Source organism: Jatrophihabitans cynanchi (assembly GCF_027247405.1).
Classification (GTDB): Bacteria; Actinomycetota; Actinomycetes; order Mycobacteriales; family Jatrophihabitantaceae; genus Jatrophihabitans_B; species Jatrophihabitans_B cynanchi.
On record NZ_CP097463.1, the window covers coordinates 3010711 to 3033883 of the forward strand.

A 23173-nucleotide genomic window follows, 5' to 3' on the forward strand; every position below is an offset into this window, starting at 1 on the left:
GTCCGATGCCAGGCTGTGAACGGGCTGTCCCGGCGTGAGGAATCGGCTATCCCAGCGTCAGCGCCGTGTCGTCGATCAGGAAGGACGTGGCGAGCGAGGAGTCCTCGGTGCCGGTCCACTTGATCGTGACGGTCGTGCCGGCGTACGCGGACAGGCTCACCGTGCGCCTGACGTAACCCGAACCCTGGTTGACGTTCGAGAACGACTGCACGCGCGTCCCGTTCGCCGTCACCGTCAGCTTGTCGTACGCGGTGCCGGTGCCCTCGTTGCTGTCGATCCACAGGTAGTACGACAGCGACGCCGTGCAGCCCGCGGGAATGGTGACCGCCTGCGAGAGCGTGTCGGTGTGGCTGCTGCCGTACCCGTCCAGCCACGCGTAGCCGCTCCCGGCGTGCGAGTAGGCGCCGTCGGTGTTGATCACACCGCTGGTCTGCGTCCAGTTCGCCGTACCGGACTCGAAGCCCGGGTTCTTCAGCACCTGCCCGGAACACCCGCCACCGCCGGAGGACGAGATCGTCCAGGTGAACGTCGCGCTGCCGGATGCGTTCGTGCTGTCCTTCGCGGTGACGGTCGTGCTGAACGTGCCGGCCGCCGACGGCGTGCCCGAGATCAGCCCGGACGAGGCGTTGATCGACAAGCCGCCCGGCAGACCGCTCGCCGAGTAGGTCAGCGCCAGGCCGCCGGAGTCGGACGCGCTGACCTGCAGGCTGGTCGCGGTGCCGACGGTGCCGGTGTGCGAACCGGGGTTGGTGACGGTGACCGTGTTGCCGGTACCGCCACCGCCGGCGCCGCCGAAGGCGACCAGCCCGTTCGGCGTACCCAGCCCGGTCGGGCCGTCCCAGCCGGCTGCCGCGGTGCACAGCAGCGACGGCGAGCACGTGCCGTTGTTGCCGCTGGTGACGTCGTTCAGGTTGCCGGTGTGCGCGTAGGGCAGCGAGCCAGGCTGCGTGGACGCGGACGGCGTGCCGGCGAGCGCGTACACCGACGCGATGATCGGCGCCGACGCGCTCGTCCCGCCGTACACGGCCCAACCGCTGCCGCCGTAGGTCTGGTACACCGCGACGCCGGTCGCCGGGTCAGCCACTGCCGAGACGTCCGAGTCGGCACGACGGCTGCACACCGAGCTCGACACCACGCTCTGCCACGAGGGCTTGGCCTCATCGCTCGAGCAGCCCGAGCCGGTTCCTTCGGTGCTGTTCGTCTTCCACACCGACTCGCTCCAGCCGCGGCTGTTGGACGCGGTGTGCAGCGCGGTACCACCGACGGCCACCACGCGCGGCGAGGTCGCCGGGTAGATCACGCCGGCGGAGTACGCGCCGTCACCGGTCGAGGCCGTGTAGACGACGCCGGAGGACTGGAAGTACTGCGAGTCGTAGCTCGCCTCACTGCCGGATTCGCCGCCGCCCCAGCTCATCGAGACGAACTTCGCGCCGAGGGTGGCGGCCTCCTTGACCGCGACGAACAGGTTGTCCGAGGCGTCGTTCGCCTCGATCAGGGTGATGCCGCAGTCCGGGCAGATCGCCGACACCATGTCCAGGTCGAGCGAGATCTCCCCGGCCCAGCCGCTGTCGGCGGCCGGCATCGGGCTGCTCTGCCCGTTCTGGTTCAGCTTCCTGAAGCAGCCGTTGGACGTCGTGCAGGCGGGCAGGCCGTACTGCGAACGGTAGGCGGCCAGGTCGGACTCGGCGTTCGGGTCGTCGTAGGCGTCGACGACGTAGACGCGCTGCCCGCTGCCACCGCTCGCCGGCAGGTTGTAGGCACTCAGCAGGCTGCTCGGCCCGTAGCCGCTCGGGGTGGCGTCCGGGTTGGCGCTGAAGTGGGCCCGCGGCGTGAAGCCGAGGTCGCCGCGGCGCTCGGCGAAGCAGGTGTAGTGGCCGGGCCCGACGTCCTGGTTGCAGCTGTCCACGATCTTCATGCCCGTTGATCCGGACGACACCGGTTGTGCCGACGCCGGGATCGACAGGGCCATCGCGAGTGCGGTGCCGCCGACGAGGACGGTCAGCCCCCGTTGAGCAACGTTCACGGTGCCTCCTTGTAAGTGATGGCTCACGTCTGCGGGAGCCTGCGAGGAACGTAGGCCCGTGAACGGCCGGTAGGGCGCTGTCCGAAATGTCAGGTTGTGGCCGTGCAGGAACACGCCGCTTGACGGATTTCACGGCTCGTGCACAGGTACGCGGCCGCAACCGCCGTCGCTGCCGGTTGGCTAGGCTCGGCCTGTGGAGCTGACGCACCTGGACGAGCACGGCGCGGCGCGCATGGTCGACGTGTCCGGAAAGGACGTCACCACCCGCACCGCCACCGCGACCGGCCGGTTCCACACGACGCCGGCGGTGATCGAACTGCTGCGCCGCGACGGGCTGCCCAAGGGCGACGCGCTGGCCGTCGCGCGGATCGCCGGCATCGCTGCGGCGAAGCGCACGCCCGACCTCGTCCCGCTGTGCCACCCGGTGGCGCTGCACGGGGTGAGCGTCGAGTTGGCGCTCGGGGCCGACTGTGTGGAGATCACCGCCACCACCCGCACCGCCGACCGCACCGGCGTGGAGATGGAGGCGCTCACCTCGGTCGTGGTCACCGGGCTGGCGCTCTACGACATGGTCAAGGCAGTTGACCGTGGTGCGCAGCTCACCGACGTCCAGCTGCAGACGAAGGCCGGCGGGCGCAGCGGCGAATGGACGCGGGCGTGAAGGTTGCCGTGATCACCTGCTCGAACCGGTCGGCGGCCGGCGAGCGCGCCGACGACTCGGGGCAGCTGCTGGTCGACCTCTTCGGCGCCGACGGCCACGACATCGTGCTGCGCACGGTGGTGCCGGACCAGGTGGACGCGATCCGCGTCGCGGTCGGCGAGGCGTGCGCCGTCGCCGACGTCGTCATCACCAACGGCGGGACCGGGCTGACCCCGACCGACGTCACGCCCGAGGCCGTGCGGCCACTGCTGGAGCGGGAGATCCCCGGCATCGCCGAGCAGATCCGGCTCGCGTCCGCGGCCAAGGTACCGACGTCGGTGCTCTCGCGCGGGGTGGCCGGGGCGATCGGCCGCACGCTGGTGGTGACGCTCCCGGGCTCGCCCGGCGGCGTGCGGGACGGGTACGCCGTGCTGGCGCCGCTGGCCGCGCACGCCGTCGACCAGCTCGGCGGCGGCGACCACCGACCCGGAGGCGGAGTATGAACGAGACGACGACCACCCGGCTGGTCGAGATCAGCCAGGCGCCACTGGACGTGGCCGCACACGAGGCGGCCGCCGCGCGGCCGGGCGCGGGGGCGACCGTGGTGTTCTGCGGTGTCGTTCGCGACACCGACCACGGCCGGGTGGTCACCGAGCTGGAGTATCAGGGCCACCCGAGCGCGCAGGACGTGCTGGAGGCGATCGTCGCCGAGATCGAGGCCGACGCCGGGGTGCTCGGCCTCGCGGTGAGCCACCGGCTGGGGACGCTGCAGATCGGCGATGCCGCGCTGGTGGCCGCGGTGTCGACGGCACACCGGCACGAGGCGTTCGCGATCTGCGGCCGGCTCGTCGAGGAGGTCAAGCACCGGTTGCCGATCTGGAAGCGGCAGACCTTCGCCGACGGCACCGACGAGTGGGTCAATTGCCCGTGACCGCAGGTGAGCACGGCACCGAAGCCCAGCAGCCGACCCGAAAGCCGCGCGGCCGCAATGACGATCCGGTGCTGCCGCGCGTAGCGGAGTCCGAGCGGGACGAGGCCTGGGGCGACCGGTCGCGCTCAGCTGAACGCGACGCCGAGTGGTACCGCGAGCAGCGTCCGCCGCATCACGGGTAGCGCAGACGGCGCGTCTGCGCAGGCCTACAGGCCGGGTGTCGTCGCGCCTGTCTGCGGCGCGGTCGGCAGGTCGCTGGCGCAGTACTTGCACTTGGACGCGCCGATCGGCAGGTCGTCCGACAGGCACGCCGGGCAGGTCGCGGTCGGCGCCGGATCACCGAACACGGTCTTGCCCTGCCGCGCCATGATGCCCTTGTAGGGCAGCACGATCAGGAAGTACACGACCGCCATGAAGACGACGAAGTAGATGACGGCGGAGATGAACTGACCGAAGTCCATGAAGGTGGACTTGTTGCCCTTGTCGCCGAGCTGCACGCCGAGGCCGATGGCCTGTCCCCCCTGCGCCGCGGCGATCAGCGGGTTGATGATGAAGTCGGTGAACGCCTTGATCAGGCCGCTGAATGCGAGGGCGACGACCAGGCCGACCGCAATGACGATGACGTCCCCGCGCATCAGGAAGTTCTTGAACCCCTTCAGCATGGTGCAACACCCCTGTTCCGCTTCGATCTCGCGGCACGATGCCGTGGTCGCGATGCTAGGGGCATCTGTCCCGAACGGCGAGCACCGGCGCGGCTCGGCTGCCGGGCGGGTGGCGGATCGGGTGGCGGATCGGGTGGCGGATCGGGTGGCGGATCGGGTGGCGGATCGGGTGGCGGATCGGGTGGCGGTCTCAGGCCGGGGCCGCGGCCTTGCCGGCCGAACTCGGCGCGCTCTTCGCCGCGCCGTTCGCGGAGCCACCCGAGCCGGAGTCCGACGAGGACGATGACGAGGATGAGGATGACGAGGATGAGGACGACGAGGACGACGCGGCCTTGGCGCTGGTCTTGGCCGCGGACGTGTCGCCGGACTTCTCGTCCGACTTCTCCGACCGGCCGCCACCGTCGCTGGACGCACCGGACTTGCGGCTGTCGGTGCGATAGAAGCCCGAGCCCTTGAACACCACGCCTACCGCGGAGAACACCTTGCGGACCGGTCCGCCGCAGCTGGGGCATTCGCTGGCGGCCGGGTCGGTGAACGACTGCACGAGCTCGAACTCGTTGCGGCAGTCGGCGCTGGTGCAGGCGTACTGGTAGGTGGGCATTGCGGTGGTCCTCCGGAGCTGTCCTGTGCGTTGTGCCCACCCGGCCGAACGCCGGCATTGGCACTCGCACTCTACGACTGCTAACCATCGTCGCTGATGGGCCTATTCCCCGTCCAGTCGGCCGGCGGCGTCCCGCGAGCGAAATCCGGGCAAGATCCGCCAACCCGGCGAGGCAAATGCGGTGAACCTGCGCATTGACTGCCGCGGCCAGCCGGGTCCACGCTGAGGCACGGTCGACTCCCGGCACGCCGCTACCCGACCGCCGCCAGCCCGACCACCCATCAGCTGATCCGTCTCAGCCAGTGAGGTGCCGCGTGCCACGTCGTCTGCTCGCCGTCCTGACCAGCATCACCACCGCCGCCGGCCTGACCCTGGCCGTCCCGGCCGCAGCATCGGCCCATCCCGCCCAGCACAGGGGGCACTCGTCCGGCAGCCATCCGGTGGTGCTCTACTCCTCCGACGGCATGCGGCCGGACCTCATGCAACTGTTCGCGGCCGGTGGCTCGATGCCCACCTACGCCGGCCTGATGCGGGCCGGCGTCACCGGCCAGAACGGGCTGACCCAGGGCTTCCCGCCGAACACCGGGCAGGGCTGGTACACGCTCGCCACCGGCGCGTGGCCGGGCGTGCACGGCAGCACCAACAACACCTTCTTCGACAACCGGCTGCCGTTCACCAGTTCGATCTCCTTCTCCTTCCACGGCAACGGCGCCAGCCCGGGCAGCGATCCGACCAACGTGCTGGAGGCGCAGTCGGTCGCCTCGTCGGCCGAACTGGCCGGCAAGAAGGTCGCCCAGGTCGAGTGGACCGGCGGGCTGAACGCGAACATCGCCGGCCCGACCGTCGACTACGCGTCCTTCTACTCCAAGCGCGGCGTGCTCGACTACCCGCTGGACGCGACGAAGCAGTCCTCGGCCGCCTCGTTCGGGCTGTCCTACCAGGTCGCCGCGTTCACCCCGGCGGCCGGCTGGACGCACGTGCCGGCCAGTCACAATCCGGCGCAGCAGACCACCCTGCTCGTGCAGTCCACATCACCCTCGCTCAACCCGGATCGCACCTTCGACCTGTACGTCTACGCATCCGGCTCGCACGGCTACGACCGGGTGCTCGTCGTGCCGTCGGGCGCGAGCAAGGACGGCGCGCACGCGGTCGCCACGCTCGTCCCAGGGCAGTACCAGGCGGTGAAGTTCCGTGGTGCGGACGGCCTGACCGGCACCGCCGCCGGCGAGAGCACCGGCTTCTACCTCAAGGTCACCGAGCTGGCCGGCGACCTGTCGCACTTCGGCCTGTACTTCACCTCGCTGACCCGTCCCAACGCGCACTGCGCCATCGCCGCCTGCGACGCGCTGCCCGCGGGTGCGCCGGGCGAGGACCGGCTGGCGAAGTACCTCGCCGACAACCTGCCCCCGGCGGTCTTCGGTGACTTCGCTCCGGAGGAGGCCGGGATCATCGACGAGGACACCTGGTACCAGCAGACCGTCGGACTGAACCAGGCGTACGACTCGGCCGTGCTGCGCTACGTGCTCGGCACGCTGCAGCCGGACACCCAGGTGCTGCTCGCCGGCACCGACGAGACCGACGAGGTCAGCCACCAGATCCTCGGCCTGCTCACCCCGACCGCACCGGACGGCACTCGCAACCCGTACTACGACCGGGTGGCCGGAACGGGCCCGCGCGATCACCGGGTGGCGCAACGGCTCGGCTACCTGATCGGGGCCTATCACAACGCCGACTCGCGGCTCGGCCTGATCCGTTCGCTGGTCGGTTCGAACGCGGACATCCTGGCCAGCAGCGACCACGGCTTCGCGCCGCAGTGGTACGCCATCGACGCCGCGCTGCCGCTCAAGCAGCTCGGCCTGCAGGACGTCGAGCAGACCGGCAACTGCCGGCCCGCCGCGGCCAGCGCGCCGGGAGGCACGATCGCCAAGGAGTGCGAGGCCGGCGCTACCGCGCAGATCTACCTCGACGTCAAGGGCCGCAACCCGGACGGCGTCCTGGACCCGGCGCAGTACCAGGCGACGGTGAACCGGATCGTCGACGCCTACCGGAACCTGCGCGACCCGAACACCGGCAAGAAGATCATCGAGGCGGTGTTCACCAAGGCGCAGATGGCCGATGTCGACGGCAGTGACTCGCTGAACCCGACCCGCACGGGTGACGTCGTCGTCGTCGCGAAGGTGCCGTACCAGTTCGACGCGGCCACGGTCGGCACGCTGGTCGCACCGTCACGGTTCTTCGGCCAGCACGGCTACCTGCCCGACGACGTCGACCTGCGGCACAACGTGAACATGCACGCCACGTTCGTCGCCGGCGGCCCGGACATCGTGCACGACCGAAGCCTGGCCGGCGTCCGCGCCGTCGACCTGGCGCCGACCCTCGCCGTGCTGGGCGGCTTCGACCCGCCGCTGCAGGCGCAGGGCCGGGTGCTGACGAGCATCATCCGCGGCGGGCACCGGTACGTGAGCGGCCAGTTGCTCGGCATCAACGACGTCCACGGCAACATCACCGGCAAGGGGCTCAGCTACACCGACCCGTACACCGGGGTGAAGGACGCGGCCGGCGGCATCGGCGTGCTCGCCACCTACCTCGAGCGGGCCCGGGCCGGTGCGCCCAACACGCTCACCGTCGAGGCGGGCGACATGGTCGGCGCCAGCCCGCCGGAGTCGGCGTTGTTGCGCGACAAGCCGACGCTGGACGCGCTGAACCTGATGGGCATCGACCTCGGGACGCTCGGCAACCATGAGTTCGACCGCGGTGTCACCGAGATGCTGCGCCAGGTCGACGGCGGCCAGTCCACGATCGACTCGTCGATCACGTTCAGCGGGCTGGACTACCCGGTCGTCGACGCCAACGTGATCAGCGACGCGACCGGCAAGCCGCTGCTGCCGCCGTACCGGATCGAGAAGATCGGCGGTGTGCGGGTCGCCTTCATCGGCGCCACCACGATCACCACGCCGACGATCGTCACCACCGGCGGAACGAGCGGCGTGCACTTCGTGGACGAGGCGACCGCGATCAACGGCTACGTGCACACGCTGCAGCACAAGGGCGTGCACGCGTTCGTCGTCGTGATCCATGAGGGCGGCAGCCAGTCCGGCTTCCCGGTGGGCACGGTGAACGGCCGCATCCACGACATCGCGGCGGCGCTCGACCCGGCCGTGAAGGTCGTGGTCTCCGGGCACAGCCACACCGTGATCGACACGCGCGTCGGGCACGCCCTGGTGATCCAGGCGTCCTCGTTCACGCGCGCGTTCGACCAGGTGCAGTTGCTGCTCGACAGGCGCGCCGGCACGATCAGCGCCGCCTGGGGCCGCGTCGTCCCGGTCTGGACGTCGTTCCCGCCGGCGAGCACCGATCCGGCCGCGACGCCGGTGCCGCCCGACCCGCAGGTGCAGGCGGTCGTGGACGCCGCGGTGACCGCGACGAACCCGATCACGCAGCAGGTGATCAACCACGCGTCGGCGGACATCCCGTCGCAACGCGAGGGCGGCTCGACGCCGGCGGGGGAGTCGCCGGCCGGTGACCTGGTGGCCGACGCGCAGCGCTCGTACACCGGCGCGCAACTGGCGTTCGTGAACACCGGCAGCATTCGTGCCGGGCTGCTTGCCGGACCGGTCACGTACGGCGACCTGTTCACCATGCAGCCGTTCCAGGACGACTACGTCGACACGTTCACGCTGACCGGCGCGCAGGTCTGGGCGCTGCTGAACCAGCAGCTGGCGGCGGGCACCGGCGGCATCATGCAGGTGTCCGGGCTGCACTTCAGCTACTCCGGCAGCCAGGGCAGCGGCGCGATCACCGGCGTGTGGCTCGGCCCGGTGGGCGACGACACGCAGCCGATCCCGAACGACACGTCGCAGACGTACACCGGCACCGCGAACTCGTTCATGGTCGGCGGTGGCGACGGGTTCACCGTGCTGGAGTCGGCGGGCAGCATCGTGCAGACCGCGGATTCGGAACTGCAGCCGCTGCTCAGCTACGTCGGCGGCCTGCCCGACCCGTTCAGCTACAGCACGGACGGGCGGATCACGCAGGGGTAGGCAGGTTACGCAGGCCGGACGGGGTGATCACGGCCGTGACCGGTTCGTCCCACGGCTCGCGCGGCAGTTCGGCCACCAGCTCGCCGTCGAACAGCAGCGCGATCCGGGGCACCCCGGCCGGCACCCGGGCCAGCGCGCGGTCGTAGGAGCCGCCGCCGCGCCCGAGCCGGACGCCGTCGCGGGCGACGGCCAGCGCAGGCACCAGCACCGCGTCGGCCGTCGCGATCGCGGCCACGCCGAGCGGTGCGCCGGTGGCGCCGTCCCCATCCCGTTCGGCACCGTCCCGTTCGGCACCGTCCCGTTCGGCACCGTCCCGTTCGGCACCGTCCCATTCGAGCCAGGTCAGGTCGCGGTCGGCGAGCAGGACCGGCACCAGCACCCGCACGCCGAGCGCCCGCAGGTCCCCGAGCGCGTCCAGCGACCCGGGTTCGGTGCGCAGCGGCAGGTAGCCGGCGACGCAGCGCCAGCCGGCCTGCTCGGCGTGCGCGCGGATCGCGTTCCGCACGCCGGCGCGGGCGATCGCGAGCTCGTCCGAGCTACGGGACCGGCGCGCGGCCAGCAGCCTCTCGCGCAGCTGCTGCTTGGCCTCCACGGCGCCATTGTGCTCAACCTCGGCGCGAGCGATGCAATAGTCTCGAATCATGGATGGCACCGAGCGCGTCACGAAGGCGGTGATTCCCGCCGCCGGGCGTGGGACGCGGTTCCTGCCGCTGACCAAGGTGGTGCCGAAAGAACTCGCCCCGATCGTCAGCACCCCGACGATCGAGTTCGTCGTCGCCGAGGCGGCCGGAAACGGGCTGACCGACCTGCTGGTGGTGCTCGGCCCGGGCAAGGACGAGATCGCCGACTACTTCGCGCCGCACCCGGACCTGGAGGCGGCGCTCGAGGAGAGCGGCGACAAGGACGCGCTGGCGGCGATCCGGCGGGTCGGCGAGTTGGTGCGGTTCCACCAGGCCGTACAGCAGGTGCCGCGCGGGCTGGGCGACGCGATCGCGCACGCGGCGGACTTCGCGGCGGGCGAGCCGATCGCCGTGCTGCTGCCCGATGACCTGATCGACGAGCGTGACGACCTGCTGGGCGCCATGCTGGCCGTGCACGCCGAACATGGCGGAGCGGTCCTCGGCCTGCTCGACGTCCCGCGCCGCGACGTCGGGATGTACGGCTGCATCACGCCGGCGCCCGGCGCGGACATGACCGGCGACGTGATCGCGGTGGCCGATCTGGTCGAGAAGCCCGCACCGGACGAGGCGCCCAGCACGCTGGCGATCATCGGGCGGTACGTGCTGCCGCCGGAGATCTTCCCCGCGCTGGAGCGCACCGAGCCCGGGGCCAAGGGCGAGATCCAGGTGACCGACGCGGTGCGCCTGCTCGCCCAGGAGGGCGTCCCGGTGCACGGCGTGGTGTTCCGCGGCCGCCGCTACGACACCGGCAACCGGCTGGACTACCTGAAGGCAGTCGTGCAGCTCGCGCAGCAACACCCGCAGATCGGCGAGGACTTCGGCGCCTGGCTGCGCGAGTATGTCTCGGGATCCCACTGACGCACGTCCGGGAGGACATTCGTGGCTGCAGATGCCCGCCTGCGCACGGTCGACGAGCAGCTCGAGATCGTGCTCGCCGGCCTGGGGTCGATCGACCCCATCGAGCTGACCCTGCTCGACGCGCAGGGGCTGCTGCTCGCCGAGAACGTCAGCACCGAGGTGCCGCTGCCCGGGTTCGACAACTCGGCGATGGACGGGTACGCGGTGCGCGCGGTGGACACCCGGGACGCCACCCCCGAGCATCCGGTGGTGCTGCCGGTCGTCGGTGACGTGGCCGCCGGGGCGACGTCCCGCTCCGGGATGGGCCCGGGACTGACGATGCGGATCATGACTGGCGCGCCGATCCCCGCGGGCGCCGACGGGGTCATCCCGCTGGAGGACACCGACCGCGGGGTGGCCAAGGTGGCGATCCGCCGGCCGGTGCAGTCCGGCGAGTGCGTCCGCCGCGCGGGGGAGGACCTGCCGGCCGGAGCACCCGCGCTGGGTGCCGGCGCCGCGCTCGGGCCGCAGCAACTCGCCCTGCTCGCCGCGATCGGCCGCGACCGCGTGATCGTCCGCCCGCGGCCGCGGGTGCTGGTGATCTCGACCGGCAGCGAGCTGATCGACGTCGGGCACAAGCCGAGCTTCGGCGAGGTGACCGACTCGAACTCCTACCTGGTGACGGCGGCCGCGCGCGATGCCGGTGCTGACGCGCGGCGCATCGGCATCGTCCCGGACGATCATTCCAAGCTGCTGGACGCGCTGGAGAGCCAGTTGCTGCGTGCCGACGTGCTGGTGACCACCGGCGGCGTCAGCATGGGGGCGTTCGACATCGTCAAACAGGCGCTGTCGGAGCTGGGCACCGTCGAGTTCACCCGGATCGCGATGCAGCCCGGCAAGCCGCAGGGCTTCGGGCACCTCGGTGATCGGGTACCGATCTTCTGCCTGCCCGGCAACCCGGTCAGCGCGCTGGTGTCCTTCGAGGCGTTCGTCCGGCCGGCGATCCGCAAGCTGCTGGGCAAGCGCAACCTGCAGCGTGCGACCGTGCAGGCCGTCGCGCTGGAGCGGGTCGACAGCCCGGCCGGTATCCGACAGTACCGCCGCGGCGTGTTGCACCGCGAGGCGACCGGCGGGTACAGCGTGTCGCTGGTCGGCGGGGCCGGCTCGCACCTGATCGCCTCGATGGCCTCGTCCAACTGCCTCGTCGTGATCGACGAGGAGGTGACCGAGGTGGTGGCCGGGTCGCGGGTGACGGTGATCCCGCTGCTGCTGGCGAATCGCTGAGCCGTGGCGCGCCATCCCGGCTGGCCGGCGACGTTGACCGCCGGGCCGGTGCAGCTGCGCGCGCCGCGACTGCGCGACGGGCGGGCGTGGAGCGAGGTGCGGCTGCGCAACGAGCGGTGGCTCGCGCCGTGGGAACCGAGTGCGCCGCAACCGTGGTCCGAACGTCACTCGCCGGGTGCCTGGGCCCCGCTGAACTCGGCGCTGCACAAGGCCGCCCGGCACGGGACGATGCTGCCGTTCGTGGTGCTGTACGGCGGCCGGCTGGTCGGTCAGGTGAATGCGTCCAACGTGGTGCACGGGGCGCAGCGTTCGTGCACGGTCGGCTACTGGGTCGACGCGGCGGTCGCCGGCCGGGGCATCACGCCCACCGCGCTGGCACTGCTGATCGACCATTGCTTCGGCGCGGTCGGGCTGCACCGGGTCGAGGTGGACATCCGGCCGGAGAACGCCGCGAGCCTGCGCGTGGTCGAGAAGCTGCGGCTGCGGCGCGAGGGCTTCTACGAGCGGTACCTGGACATCGACGGCGGCTGGCGTGATCACGTCGCGTTCGCGGTCACGGCCGAGGAGACCGCGTCGGGCACCATGCTGTCCCGGCTGCCGGTGTTGCCGCCCCCGCCCGGCTGATCTCGACGGAGCTGATCTCGACGGAGCTGATCTCGACGGAGCTGATCTCGACCAGGCTGACCCTCAACCTTTGGTCGACACGCCGGGCGAGGTGCCGGGCCGGACGCCGTCGCCTGGCTAGCGTGTTCGCGAGGCGTGTTACTGGTGTGACTGGAGGTGCGAAGTGCTGTCTCCCATGATGACGGTGTTCGTGCTCGCCGTCCTCTGGCTGATCGTCGTCGTGCCGATGCTGGTGCGCCGCAACGACGAGCGGCGCCGGGAGCGCTCGGTCGCCGGTTTCGGCGCGATGATGCGCGCCCTCGGCCGCGGTGCACGCGACGACGCGCGCCCCGAGATCTTCGTCCCACGCGAGCGCCGCGTCGCCACCGCCGCACCCGCCCGCCGTCCCGTGCCCGCTGCCCAGGAGGCGCTGATGTACCCCGTCGATCGTTCGGAGCTGTCCGCCGCGCGCATGCAGATGATGGCTCGCCGGCGGCGCTCGCTGGGCATCCTGGGCGTGGGCACCGTGTTGTTCGCCGCCCTGGGCCTGCTCGCCGGCGGGCTGCTCTGGCTGCTCTTCGCCGCCTTCGCCGCCGGCCTGGGCGGTTACTTGATGTTCCTGCGCAACCAGGCGATGCGCGATCGCGACCGGCGCGAGAACCGGCTGCAGCACGCGGTGGTCCGCCGCGGCGCCGGCTACGACGCGACCGAGGAGCTGGACCGCTTCGAGGACGCCCCCGAGTCGCTCGTGCGCATCGACGACGACGACATCGAGTTGCACAACCTGGACACCATCGACCTGACCGGTGTCTACAACGAGGAGGCCGCGTTGCATGCGGCCACCCAGCGGCGCGCCTCCTGAGCCCTGTTATCCTTCACTCCGGCCCGCGTTGACGCGGGTTCCCGGTTTCCGGGGCTGTGGCGCAGTCCGGTAGCGCACCTCGTTCGCATCGAGGGGGTCAGGGGTTCGAATCCCCTCAGCTCCACTTACGTAAGCCCTGGATCTCCGGGGCTGCACGAGCCTTGGCCCATGGCTATCGAAGATCATGTCAGCGAGATGTCAGCAGGGACTGCCCGACACTGCCCGGCGCGCCATGACATCGGGCGCCTCGCAGCGGCACCAACCGGGACGGCGACCGGTGACGACTGGGGGACTCTGCGCCAGTTCGGCACGGGGGCATGGCCCTTGGGACGGAGTCGTGCGATCGTCGACCACTGCGCACGTCGATGAGTGTTAGGTCCGGGCGCCCCCGGCGACGCAACGGACCCGCGTGTCGGGGAGCCACGGTCGATGCTGAGGATGAACGGGCACTACGTCCGCGCGAGATCGCCGATCATGCCGACCTCGCCGTTATGCCGATGTTCCGCATGTTGTGCTGGCTGGAGCGGCTGACGCCGCCGGGGATGTCGGCATAACCATGGGTCTTGGGGTGATGCTCCTTCTACCCGTCTCGGGAGAAGGAGGCCATGTCCAGATCGAGGACAGTCGAGAGCGAGAAGGTCGAGGTTCTGCTGGCGGATTTCGGTGACTACCTGCGCGAGCAGCGATGTGTCACGGCGCGCACGGTCGAGGCGTATACCGCCGACGTTGACCGGTTCCTGGATCGTCTCGGCCGGCAAGGACTTCGCGGGCTGACTGCTGGGGATGTGTCCCGAGCGATCCTGCGCGAGGCGGATGGCCGGCATGCACCGGCGACGGTGCGCCGTCACGGCTGCTCACTGCGCGCGTTTCTCCGTTACGCCGTCGTCGTCGGACTGATCGACAGCGACTTGTCGTCGGCCGCGGTGCCGGTCTCGGGACGTCAACTCTCGTTGCTGCCGCAAGGACTGACCCGAGCCCAGGTTCGGGCGCTGCTGCACGGCTGCGACCGGCGCCGGGCGGTAGGACGGCGAGATTACGCGATGATCCTGTTGATGGTGCGCCTCGGGTTGCGGGCCGGCGAGGTCGCCGACCTCCAGCTCGAGGACATCGACTGGCGCGCCGGACAGATCACGGTGCGCGGCAAGCGGGCCCGCACCGATCAGCTGCCGCTGCCCAGCGATGTCGGTGCGGCGATCGCCGGCTACCTGCAACGCGGCCGGCCGGTCACGACGTCGCGCGCAGTCTTCATCGGAACAACGCCGCCACTGGTTGGCATGAGCCGCAGCGGGGTGTCTCGCGTCGTTCGTCGTGTGAGCGCGAAGGCTGGCCTGGGCGCCTTCGGTCCGCACCGACTGCGGCACACGACCGCCTGCACCATGCTGAGCTCGGGTAGTTCATTGGTCGAGATCGGTCAGGTGCTTCGGCACGATTCGCTCGGGACGACCGCCCGCCACGCACGGGTGGAGGTCGACCGGCTGCGCCGGATCGCCAGCGCCTGGCCGACCGGATCGTCGTCATGACCACGCTGGCCGAGCACGTCGAGGACTACCTGCGGTTGCGGCGTGCGCTGGGGTTCACGCTCGGTGGCTATGACGACCCGCTGGCGAGCTTCGCCGCCTATATCGAGGCGGCCGGCACGGGCACGGTCACGGCCGAACTGGCCGAGGCCTGGGCGTGGCTGCCAGTGGGGATCAAGCCGATCACGGCCAGCTATCGGATCGGCTGGGTGCGCGGTTTCGCCCGCTACCTGCACGCGATCGACCCGGCGCATGAGATTCCGCCGCCCGGCCTGCTGTCCGTGCCACGGCGACGGCCGGCGCCCTACCTCTACTCGCATGAGCAGGTGCAGGACGTGCTGGCCAGGGCACGGCAACTGCAGCCGCCGCTGCGCGCGGCGACCTACGAGACGCTGTTCGGGCTGCTCGCCACCACCGGTATGCGAGTCGGGGAAGCGCTCGCGCTGACCCGCCACGATGTTGCCCTCGTTGACGGCATCCTCACCATCCGGCACGCGAAGTTCAACCGGATGCGGCTGGTGCCGCTGCACCCGAGTACCACTGACGCGCTGCGCCGCTACGCCCTGGTCCGTGACCACCTCTGCCGTGACCCGCGCACCGACCGGTTCTTCCACATCGGCGGCGTCGTCGAGCGGCGTGACGCCGAGCACGTGTTCCTCACGATCACGACCCAGCTCGGGCTGCGCACCGCGATCGTCCATCCGCGCATCCACGATCTCCGGCACACCTTCGCCGTCCGGACCCTGACAGACTGGCAACGCGACGGATCCGACGTCCACGCGATGCTGCCGGTGCTGTCGACCTATCTCGGCCACATCGAACCGAAGAACACCAACTGGTATCTATCCGCGACCCCGGAGCTGATGCAACTCGCGGCCGAGCGGCTCGAGCAGCACTTCGGCGGCCGGTTATGACCGCGCTCGCGCCGCTGCTGCAGGCCTTCTTCACCGACCGGCTCGCCAAGCAGCGCCACGCCTCCCCGCACACCGTCCTCAGCTATCGCGACGCATTCCGGCTGCTGCTCGACTACGCCGCGACCAGGACCGGGAAGACGCCGTCCGCGCTGGACATCGCCGACCTAGACGCGCCGCTGATCACCGCGTTCCTCGACCACCTCGAACACGACCGGCACAACAGCGTGCGCACCCGCAACAACCGCCTCGCCGCGATCCACTCGCTGTTCAGCTACGCCGCCTTGCATCACCCCGAGCACGCCGACACGCTTGCCCGCGTGCTCGCCATCCCAGTCAAGCGCTACGACCGCACGATGCTGACCTGGCTCACCGAGAGCGAGGTCGACGCGCTGCTCGCCGCCCCGAATCGGGCGCTGGACCGGGCGGCGCGACCACGCACTGCTCGTCCTCGCTGTCCAGACCGGGCTGCGGATCTCCGAACTGACCGGCCTGACCCACGCCGACGTTCAGCTCGGCGCTGGCGCGCGTGCGCTGCATCGGCAAAGGCCGCAAGCAACGCGCGACCCCGCTCACCAAGCACACAGTCGCGATCCTGCGCGCTTGGATCAACGAGCAACACGGCGTGCCGACCGCCTCGCTGTTCCCGACAAGGACTGGTGTCCCGCTCAGCCGCGACGGCGTCGAACACCGCCTCGCCGGCTATCTCGCAATTGCCAGCCTCCATTGCCGATCGCTGCAGGGCAAACGCGTCACCATGCACACCCTGCGCCACACCGCCGCGATGCGACTGCTGCAGAGCGGAACCGACACCGCCGTCATCGCGCTCTGGCTCGGCCACGAACAACTTGCCACCGTCCAGATCTACCTGCATGCCGACATGGCACAGAAAGAGCAAGCGATCGCCAGGCTCACACCGCCAGGCACCCGGCCCGGCCGTTACCAGCCCCCGGACTCGCTGCTGGCCTTCCTGCAACAGCTCTGATCATGCCGACCTCGGCGGCGCCGAACCCCAGCACAGGCGGGCAACCCGCGAGCCTCGTCGGCATAACCGCCAAGTCGGCATGATCGGCGTAATGCCGACGTCGGCATTACGCCGAATATGGCCTCCGTCACCGGCTTTTCGGCGTCGCCATTATGTGCGGCTTGACCTCGTCCGCGCTCGCGGACGAGCCGGCACGCGACGCTTTGGGTGGAACAGCGGCCAAAATCGCGCGAGCGGAACGGAGTCTCGCTGCGTCAACTAGTGAACGAGGCGTTTTCCGTATGCGAACCGCCGCGGCCAGGAGATAGAGGGGCGAGTGACCCGCAGCGGGCCGTACACACTCCCTAACACCTGTCACAGAGTCGGTAGTCCAGGATCGTATGTGCGGTAGTGTTCGGCACACACCCATAGAAAGTCACCGGTCGATGCTTGCACTCGGCGCAATCCGCCGAACGCACGAGCGGGATCTACATCGAATAGGAAGGTTCTGAACGCGCGCAGCGCCTCCCCTTCCAAGCCGCTCATCGTAGAGCCGCGCCCGGTTAAGCCAGAATATTCGTCTTCATCTCCCATTCCGAGCTGCTGGAGCAGATCGAGCGTGCCGGCCGCGAGGTCCAACTCGTGCTGCGCGAGCTCATACGTGTCCTTACCCAAGTCGATGCCCGCCACCGCGCCCGCGAGGGGAATCGCGAGCTGAAGCGCCTTCATCACAAGTTTGACATAGGGCCAAGTCGATCTGATCCATGCCTTGGCCTCGGTGATCAAATATGGCTGAGCCCTTACGGGATGATACGAGCCTGGGTTCTCACACCAAAGCCGCAATCGGACCCTGTCCGAGGACAAACCGCGAATCCTACCGGCCTCCTTCGTTACAGTAAAGAGGCGCGGACAGTCGGTGACCTCCATCGCCACCGCTCTTGCTATGCGTCGCAATGACGCCTCGCTCGCCGCGGCTACCGTCTCCAGATGTAATACTCCGGACTGAACGTCGCGTACACGGTTGCTCAGGTTCGTAAGCTCCTCTTGGAAGGTGCCCGTTGGCGGGGCAAACCCGGTGAGCAACTCATCGACACTAAACTCACCGTCACAGTCCAGGCAGTTTTGCAACTGGCCGCCAGCCTCTCGCCGGCGAAGAAGCCCATCGAGCGGGAAAACGCCAGCGCAAGGGGTACCCTGGGAGCGTCCAGGACATGGGACGAGGAGTCGATAGCGGAGCCCGGGCCACCGTCGCCGCAGGAGCGTTTCGATGCTATCCCGAAGCACGTTGAAGAAAAAATCGGGAGACGGTGCAGATACCTCCAACCGGAGCAGCCGTTCATCTTCACTCAGCTCAATGAGAGCTGAAGAGTCGTACGCCAACTTTGGGTGTACGAGAAAAACGCCGTTACGCCAGTGCTTCCCCACCGAGTACTCGTGGTTGCGAACGGTAAGCCATGCGATCAAGCCAGGAGCCCCATCGCTCAGGGCGCAATTCAATCGTAAACGACGCAAAGTCGGGGGTCGTGGGCCGGGCCGGGGCCTCGGTGCACCAAAATTGATCTGAGGCCTCTCGAATGGAACTAGCTGAGCAACTAGACTACGTGTTTCGTCGTCACGCATTCGGTAGCATACATCGAACTTTTCCATCAGCCTGAGGAAGTACGGGTGATTTTCATCCGCATAGTTTGCAGCGCGCCAGATCTCCCGTAGATGCGAGTGAAGCAATACCCCATTCGCCGACCGGGTAACGTGGTCTTCCAGTACAATTCCAATCGCCTTACTAAGCCACTCAGGTTGCAAAATTACTAAATCACGGAGCCCTTCATCCTCACTGAAGTAAATCACTTGTCCCAGGTCGTGACAGAGATCAAGAAGAGCCGCCTGCTCCGCCTCAGGGACACCTGACCTGTTGCACATATCAAAGTATTCGCGAACTGGCATGTACGGCCGCGAACACCCGGCTTCCACCAACCGTTCGCGGACGTCGGACCAGCGCAGGCTTATCGACTGGCCAACGTGTGGCAGAGAAGAAAGATGCGCGCGAACTAACTCCTTCAATCGATCGATATTGGCGCCGCTGCTGTTGTCAACAGTGACGTGATCAACTATCATCCCGCCGAATTCGCGTTTCAGAGCAGGTAAATCTAGTTCCACCCGCCGCTCGTCACCATAAGTGGCTACAATCAGTATTCGTGCATTGGCGCCGACTCGAAGTCTAAGCCGGCGCAGCCAGCCCACAATGTCGCTCTGCTGGCGCCCTTCCCGTGGTCGCCAAACAAGCAGGAAAAGGGTCCCTGGGCTGTAGAAGAACTGGTGAGTGATCCGGTAGACCTCTTGGCCTCCGAAGTCCCATACACGGACCGGAAGTGCGGCCTTTTCGTGTGCGTGCTCCAGTTCCAGTTGCCCAATCTCGATTCCATGGGTCGTGGGGCGATCCGCGACGAACGGCTGACCCTGCATGGCCGCCAAGAGCGAGCTTTTTCCGACGTTGCCCTCACCTACGAGCATCACCCTAGCCTCGAAGAGCCTGGTCGACCCCGATAAACTTTCAAGGTAAGCCGCGATACTCGACTCGCCGCGCTCGAGCAAGCTGAGGAGTGGTTCAGGAAACCTATTACCGGAGGCCTTTAGTTGCAGGCCTCGGCGGAGAAGTGGGGCTAGCTCTTTTGGCAATGCGACGAGGCGATTATCTTGTACGTCGAGGTAGGTTAACTTCGGGGTCTCGCCAAGTTCCGGCGGCAGCTCAGTGAGCTCGTTTGAGCTGAGAATCAACTGCTCGAGCTGCGGCAAGCGCGAGACAGCGGCATTTACGCGACGCAGGCCGGCGTTCGCGAGGTTCAACACCTTCAACGATCTGAAAACTGAAACGTTAGGGCCAATGGCGCTCATTGAGCCGCTGTGCAGCTCGATTGTGACAACCTGGCCCCGATCGGGCATATCGACGGGGAGTTGGGTAAGGCCGCGCCCGATCACCCAGATGCCGTTTCCACGACCGAGCCTGTGAGCAGGAAGCTTTAGGTAGCCGGTGCCGCCGTTCACTCCTTCGGCCTCAGCGAGGGCTTGATATAGGAGACGAACAGTATCGACACCGATAATGGAGCTGGCGCTTTTCGGCGGTTCCCCGAGCGCGGCCAGAATGGCCATCATCCTGCGGCTGTCGATGCCAAAATGCTTCGCGAGCGCGAATACACGAACCTCCTCGTTCATCAGGCTCCTTACTCCGTGAGCAGCTGCGCTTCTGAACTCATTCATTACCGATAGCGGTTTGATTTTAGGGCAGGCGGATGTGCGGCCCGCTCAATGATCGTAACGTGGCTGACGGGTGGGCGTTCGCGGCAGATGCTGCGTCCCGCGGACTAGGTGACTGGGCCGTTGGGCCTTCGTGGTGGTCGGGGCGACCGTCGGCATGGTCACAGCGGGCAAGAGCGTGATCGTGACGATGCCCAGTGCAGCAACGTCAGGACGGTGTCACGATGCGCGAGCGCCTCCGCGGTGAAGACGCCGACGAAGGTGCCCCAATGATGGCATAGCGCCTGCGGCGGCGATCGAACTCCTCGGGGCTGTCCGGAGGTCCGCGATTAGCGCCGGCTGTTCGACGCAATGTTGCGCATGCTCCGTCGGGCTTCGGACGCCACCTCCTCGCCCGTCTCTTTCGGGCTCGGGAGGGCATGAAACGACATCGCACGAGGATCGACTATCGGCCCGGCTTGTCTGGCGGCCGATCGGACGAGGGATTCCTCACTTGTTTCAACTGCGCTACCGTGTCGCCGCCACGCTAAGCGCAGCCTTCAACCCCCAAGCGCGACCAGAACGCCCCATCTGCGCTATAGATCATCCAGATCGATGTGCGCGAGAACGACGGGTATCGAGCACAGCCAGTTCTGTCGCCTTGACGGGGCGCCGCGGCGGTAGCGGAGCCAGCAAGAGACCGGTTCGCCGGCGTGAAGTTTGCCAACGGCGCGTCCGCCGCCGCCGGCGCGCGGCTCGTTGAGCACGGGCCGGTTACGGGTGGTGCCAGCACTGGACCCAGTCGACGACCCGCCAGCTGGATTGTCCCTCTGGCCCGACAGCGGTGGAGTAGCCGAACCGGATCCACGACTCCCCGGGGTGTTGCAGGCATGGCGGGATACCGCCGGAGTGGGAGCCGCCGTGCGCGTCGTACCAGTCCATCACGTTCGGGCCGATGAAGAACCCATACGCCCAACCGCCGACTTTGACGGTGCCCTGCGTGGAGCTGTGGTAGGCCTGCCCGACGAGCACGTGGTCGCTGCTCGTGTGCCGGCCCAGGCCGTACCCGATCAGCGCGGAAGCCGCGAGCGCTACCAGCACAGCCGCGGTCTTGGCCGGAAGCCGGACGAGCCGCCGGCTACCGTCGACCCGACCGTCCCCGTCGGGGCCGATTGTCGCCGGTGGCTGGGTCACGGCCATGTCGCCTCCCCCGTTTTGATCGTCTCGTCGGATTGTGTCGCCACCGTCGGACCAGCGCTACGGGCTAGGCCGTCGCACCTCGTCGACGCGATATGCAGATCCCCTACGCGTCCGCTCGTCGCTAGGTAGACATCCGAGAACTCAGTCCGGGTTCATATGCGTAGGCCAGCAGTTGCAGTCGTGACCGCACCGAACGACGGCGGTGAGCGCCACGATGGCGGCGCGAGCGTGCGTTACGCCACGCCGTGACCGCAATGACTCTGTCGCACTCGTCGTAAGCGTGCCCATGCACCTGGCCAGGTGCCGCGTTTGGTGCAAACATCGGGCGACTGCGGGTACGCAGCAAGCACGCCGCTCATGTAGGGAGCAGCGCCATGACGATTCTGTTCACCCAGGTCATGCCCGTCGGAGTGCCGGTCGAGATGCTCGACGCGGTCTCCGACGAAATGGATGTGGACAACGACCCGCCCGAGGGTTTGATCGTCCACACCCATTTCGAGAAGGACGGCCGAGCGCACATCGTCGATGTCTGGGAATCGGCCGAAGCCCATCAGCGTTTCGCGGACTCCAGGCTGACTCCCGCGATGGGCAAGGTGGCCGCTGCCCGTGGCTTCGATCCTGGCCAGGCCGGCGAGCCCGAGACATCAATCACCGATGTACATCGGATAGTTCGCGGTCGCTGACACGCCGTCGCCGTAGCTCGAACGGAGGCGGCGACTCCCGATCCGCTTCGTCGGTGTCGAGCCTAGACGGCCACCGACGGGTGGCAGGCACGAGTGCGGGCGCAATCGTCTCCAGCCTGGACGCAGGCTCATCAGGTGACCACTAGCCTCGAACGAATCGCGGCGATCGTCGAGAACAGGAAGACCGCGCGAGCGGCCTGACCAGAAACTCGCGCGCGGACCCCGCATCCGCATCCGTAGTTAGGGACGAGTTGGCAGAACCGTCGCACCCTACGGACTCATCTGAGCTGAGCCGATGTGAGCGGGCGGCGCGCAGATCGAGGCCTCCGTGCGTGTTACGCATGGTGCGCCGAGCGACGCGGCCGTGTCCGCGCCGCTCGGCGGCCCAGGGTTCTATCGGGCGACGCCTGCGAGGTTGGCGGCGCGCCGTGGGACCGGTCAGCTATGCCGACGTGGGCGGATCGGCGCGAACGGCACGGCCGACATGATTGAGAGCGTGCGGTCGGCCGACGACGCCCGCGCCCGCGTGCAGCGGCACGACCTCGCTTTGCCACAGATCGATGCAGCAGCGTGGGATCACACGGTCGAAGCCGGTGTCGCGCTGGGGCCGATACCCGATGACGTATTCATCGTCGAGGCGAAACAGGAAGGGAGGACGCTCAGCGACCCGCCGTCGCGAGATACCGTCACTCGGTAGTTGATCACGGCTAGCCTGTCTACATGCCGAGCACGACCTGCGGATGGTGCGGATGTCTGTCGCACATGACTCGCGTCAGTACGCCCGCGGAGTTTGAAAGCAGCGGGTGGGCGAGGAACAGCGTCGTGACCTGTGCCTACAGGTGTGACCACTGCCGGCGGCTGTCCGTTGGCACGGTGGAGGCCCAGCGGGAGTAGACGTGCCGGACGCCATCGCGGCTGCAGCGTCTGAGGGGTATGAGTGCCGCAGCATCGGCGCGCTTCGTGGCGCCGCACTGCTGGCGCGCGCGGTGATAGAGGCGACCGCGAAGGCGAAGGACATCAAGTCCGGCAACCTCCAGTCGAAGATCGACGCGCTTCACGAGCGTGGTCTCATCCGCGAGCACGTGAAGGAGGCGGCGCACGAAGCACGGTTCTTCGGCAACGACATGGCGCACGGAGACTTCGAGGTGGAGGTCGACGTGGACAGCGCGGATGAGGTGCTGGTGATCATGGATGAAGTTCTCAACGACGTGTTCCAGTCACCCGCACGGACGGAGCGGCTGAAGCAGTCGCGCGAGGCGCGGAAGATCATCGCCGAGATCGACGCCGCGGCAGAGATGCGGGCGATCGAGGGCGCGACGGATCAGCCCGGTGGTTGACCCAGACATACGCTGGCTGGTATCACGGGTCGGGAGATCATTCCCACGCTGCACGAGGGTCGGTTTGCTCGATAGCGATCTACCTGCGCGGCGATCACTTCCTATCAGGGTGCGCGAGATCGACGGCTCGGCACGCGACTCAGAATGCGCGAGCCGTCTGTTCATGACTC

The 23173-nt window shown here is 68.4% G+C and carries 20 protein-coding genes, 1 tRNA gene and 1 pseudogene; 16 read left to right on the plus strand and 6 right to left on the minus strand.

Annotation, left to right across the window (positions count from 1 at the left end; all coding sequences use genetic code 11):
* Positions 1-46: 46 nt before the first annotated feature.
* Positions 47-1969 (minus strand): putative Ig domain-containing protein, encoded by a 1923-nt coding sequence (locus M6B22_RS14730; protein WP_407935713.1) that lies wholly within the window; start codon positions 1967-1969, stop codon positions 47-49.
* 286 nt (positions 1970-2255) lie between these two features.
* On the opposite strand from M6B22_RS14730, the gene moaC reads away from it, so the two are divergent.
* The 3 genes from moaC to M6B22_RS14745 are packed head-to-tail and all read left to right on the plus strand — an operon-like array spanning position 2256 to position 3594.
* Positions 2256-2684, plus strand: a complete 429-nt coding sequence (gene moaC / locus M6B22_RS14735; RefSeq protein ID WP_331459816.1) for a cyclic pyranopterin monophosphate synthase MoaC — start codon at positions 2256-2258, stop codon at positions 2682-2684.
* A complete protein-coding gene (locus tag M6B22_RS14740) occupies positions 2669-3166 on the plus strand; it encodes a MogA/MoaB family molybdenum cofactor biosynthesis protein (protein WP_407935529.1) in 498 nt (165 codons plus the stop codon). The genes moaC and M6B22_RS14740 overlap by 16 nt, the downstream gene beginning before the upstream one ends.
* Positions 3163-3594, plus strand: coding sequence for a molybdenum cofactor biosynthesis protein MoaE (locus M6B22_RS14745; protein ID WP_269442321.1), 432 nt, complete (start codon positions 3163-3165; stop codon positions 3592-3594). The genes M6B22_RS14740 and M6B22_RS14745 overlap by 4 nt, the downstream gene beginning before the upstream one ends.
* 206 nt (positions 3595-3800) lie before the next feature.
* On the opposite strand, the gene M6B22_RS14750 is transcribed toward M6B22_RS14745, so the two are convergent.
* Positions 3801-4256, minus strand: coding sequence for a large conductance mechanosensitive channel protein MscL (locus tag M6B22_RS14750; protein WP_269442322.1), 456 nt, complete (start codon positions 4254-4256; stop codon positions 3801-3803).
* Positions 4257-4446: 190 nt separating this feature from the next.
* Positions 4447-4857, minus strand: a complete 411-nt coding sequence (locus M6B22_RS14755; RefSeq protein WP_269442323.1) for an FmdB family zinc ribbon protein — start codon at positions 4855-4857, stop codon at positions 4447-4449.
* A 314-nt stretch (positions 4858-5171) separates the two neighbouring features.
* Between M6B22_RS14755 and M6B22_RS14760 the strand changes: the two genes are divergently transcribed.
* A complete protein-coding gene (locus M6B22_RS14760; protein ID WP_269442324.1) occupies positions 5172-8897 on the plus strand; it encodes a 5'-nucleotidase C-terminal domain-containing protein in 3726 nt (1241 codons plus the stop codon).
* On the opposite strand, the gene M6B22_RS14765 is transcribed toward M6B22_RS14760, so the two are convergent.
* Positions 8884-9489, minus strand: a complete 606-nt coding sequence (locus tag M6B22_RS14765; RefSeq protein WP_269442325.1) for a 5-formyltetrahydrofolate cyclo-ligase — start codon at positions 9487-9489, stop codon at positions 8884-8886. The two genes, M6B22_RS14760 and M6B22_RS14765, sit on opposite strands and share 14 nt — an antisense overlap.
* 49 nt (positions 9490-9538) lie before the next feature.
* Here M6B22_RS14765 and M6B22_RS14770 point away from each other — a divergent pair, with 49 nt between their 5' ends.
* The 9 genes and pseudogenes from M6B22_RS14770 (at position 9539) to M6B22_RS22245 (ending at position 16576) form a co-directional block, all read left to right on the plus strand.
* Positions 9539-10435: a UTP--glucose-1-phosphate uridylyltransferase gene (locus tag M6B22_RS14770; RefSeq protein ID WP_269442326.1), complete on the plus strand. Its 897-nt coding sequence runs from the start codon at positions 9539-9541 to the stop codon at positions 10433-10435.
* 21 nt (positions 10436-10456) lie between these two features.
* On the plus strand, positions 10457-11698 hold the full coding sequence (gene glp, locus M6B22_RS14775) for a molybdotransferase-like divisome protein Glp (RefSeq protein ID WP_269442327.1): 1242 nt from the start codon (positions 10457-10459) through the stop codon (positions 11696-11698).
* 3 nt (positions 11699-11701) lie between these two features.
* On the plus strand, positions 11702-12322 hold the full coding sequence (locus M6B22_RS14780; protein WP_269442328.1) for a GNAT family N-acetyltransferase: 621 nt from the start codon (positions 11702-11704) through the stop codon (positions 12320-12322).
* Positions 12231-12443 (plus strand): pentapeptide repeat-containing protein, encoded by a 213-nt coding sequence (locus M6B22_RS22240; RefSeq protein ID WP_407935530.1) that lies wholly within the window; start codon positions 12231-12233, stop codon positions 12441-12443. Before M6B22_RS14780 ends, M6B22_RS22240 begins: the two co-directional genes overlap by 92 nt.
* Positions 12444-12485: 42 nt before the next feature.
* Entirely contained in the window at positions 12486-13163 is a 678-nt protein-coding gene (gene sepX / locus M6B22_RS14785) for a divisome protein SepX/GlpR (protein ID WP_269442329.1), read from the plus strand.
* 50 nt (positions 13164-13213) lie between these two features.
* Positions 13214-13287: transfer RNA gene (locus M6B22_RS14790), tRNA-Ala, on the plus strand.
* Positions 13288-13768: 481 nt separating this feature from the next.
* Complete coding sequence (locus M6B22_RS14795) at positions 13769-14683, plus strand: tyrosine-type recombinase/integrase (protein WP_269442330.1); 915 nt, start codon at positions 13769-13771, stop codon at positions 14681-14683.
* Entirely contained in the window at positions 14680-15594 is a 915-nt protein-coding gene (locus M6B22_RS14800; protein ID WP_269442331.1) for a tyrosine-type recombinase/integrase, read from the plus strand. Before M6B22_RS14795 ends, M6B22_RS14800 begins: the two co-directional genes overlap by 4 nt.
* Positions 15591-16576: pseudogene (locus tag M6B22_RS22245) on the plus strand (tyrosine-type recombinase/integrase). Before M6B22_RS14800 ends, M6B22_RS22245 begins: the two are co-directional and overlap by 4 nt.
* A 354-nt stretch (positions 16577-16930) precedes the next feature.
* Here the strand turns inward: M6B22_RS22245 and M6B22_RS14810 are convergent.
* Positions 16931-19762, minus strand: a complete 2832-nt coding sequence (locus M6B22_RS14810) for a COR domain-containing protein (RefSeq protein ID WP_269442333.1) — start codon at positions 19760-19762, stop codon at positions 16931-16933.
* 795 nt (positions 19763-20557) lie between these two features.
* The gene (locus M6B22_RS14815) at positions 20558-20983 is read right to left on the minus strand and encodes a hypothetical protein (protein ID WP_269442334.1); all 426 of its coding nucleotides are present in this window, start codon (positions 20981-20983) and stop codon (positions 20558-20560) included.
* A 374-nt stretch (positions 20984-21357) separates the two neighbouring features.
* On the opposite strand from M6B22_RS14815, the gene M6B22_RS14820 reads away from it, so the two are divergent.
* From M6B22_RS14820 to M6B22_RS14830, 3 genes are all read left to right on the plus strand, one after another.
* Complete coding sequence (locus tag M6B22_RS14820) at positions 21358-21666, plus strand: hypothetical protein (protein WP_269442335.1); 309 nt, start codon at positions 21358-21360, stop codon at positions 21664-21666.
* A gap of 496 nt (positions 21667-22162) precedes the next feature.
* Entirely contained in the window at positions 22163-22363 is a 201-nt protein-coding gene (locus tag M6B22_RS14825) for a hypothetical protein (RefSeq protein WP_269442336.1), read from the plus strand.
* Positions 22364-22562: 199 nt separating this feature from the next.
* Complete coding sequence (locus tag M6B22_RS14830; RefSeq protein ID WP_269442337.1) at positions 22563-23003, plus strand: DUF4145 domain-containing protein; 441 nt, start codon at positions 22563-22565, stop codon at positions 23001-23003.
* Positions 23004-23173: the final 170 nt, after the last annotated feature.

Excerpts from the sequence above, each read along its gene's own strand:
- M6B22_RS14730 (WP_407935713.1), bottom strand. The coding sequence starts at position 1,969 with ATGGCCCTGTCGATCCCGGCGTCGGCACAACCGGTGTCGTCCGGATCA.
- moaC (WP_331459816.1), top strand. The coding sequence starts at position 2,256 with ATGGTCGACGTGTCCGGAAAGGACGTCACCACCCGCACCGCCACCGCG.
- M6B22_RS14740 (WP_407935529.1), top strand. The coding sequence starts at position 2,669 with ATGGACGCGGGCGTGAAGGTTGCCGTGATCACCTGCTCGAACCGGTCG.
- M6B22_RS14745 (WP_269442321.1), top strand. The coding sequence starts at position 3,163 with ATGAACGAGACGACGACCACCCGGCTGGTCGAGATCAGCCAGGCGCCA.
- M6B22_RS14750 (WP_269442322.1), bottom strand. The coding sequence starts at position 4,256 with ATGCTGAAGGGGTTCAAGAACTTCCTGATGCGCGGGGACGTCATCGTC.
- M6B22_RS14755 (WP_269442323.1), bottom strand. The coding sequence starts at position 4,857 with ATGCCCACCTACCAGTACGCCTGCACCAGCGCCGACTGCCGCAACGAG.
- M6B22_RS14770 (WP_269442326.1), top strand. The coding sequence starts at position 9,539 with ATGGATGGCACCGAGCGCGTCACGAAGGCGGTGATTCCCGCCGCCGGG.
- M6B22_RS14795 (WP_269442330.1), top strand. The coding sequence starts at position 13,769 with ATGTCCAGATCGAGGACAGTCGAGAGCGAGAAGGTCGAGGTTCTGCTG.
- M6B22_RS14800 (WP_269442331.1), top strand. The coding sequence starts at position 14,680 with ATGACCACGCTGGCCGAGCACGTCGAGGACTACCTGCGGTTGCGGCGT.
- M6B22_RS14810 (WP_269442333.1), bottom strand. The coding sequence starts at position 19,762 with ATGAACGAGGAGGTTCGTGTATTCGCGCTCGCGAAGCATTTTGGCATC.
- M6B22_RS14815 (WP_269442334.1), bottom strand. The coding sequence starts at position 20,983 with ATGGCCGTGACCCAGCCACCGGCGACAATCGGCCCCGACGGGGACGGT.
- M6B22_RS14820 (WP_269442335.1), top strand. The coding sequence starts at position 21,358 with ATGACGATTCTGTTCACCCAGGTCATGCCCGTCGGAGTGCCGGTCGAG.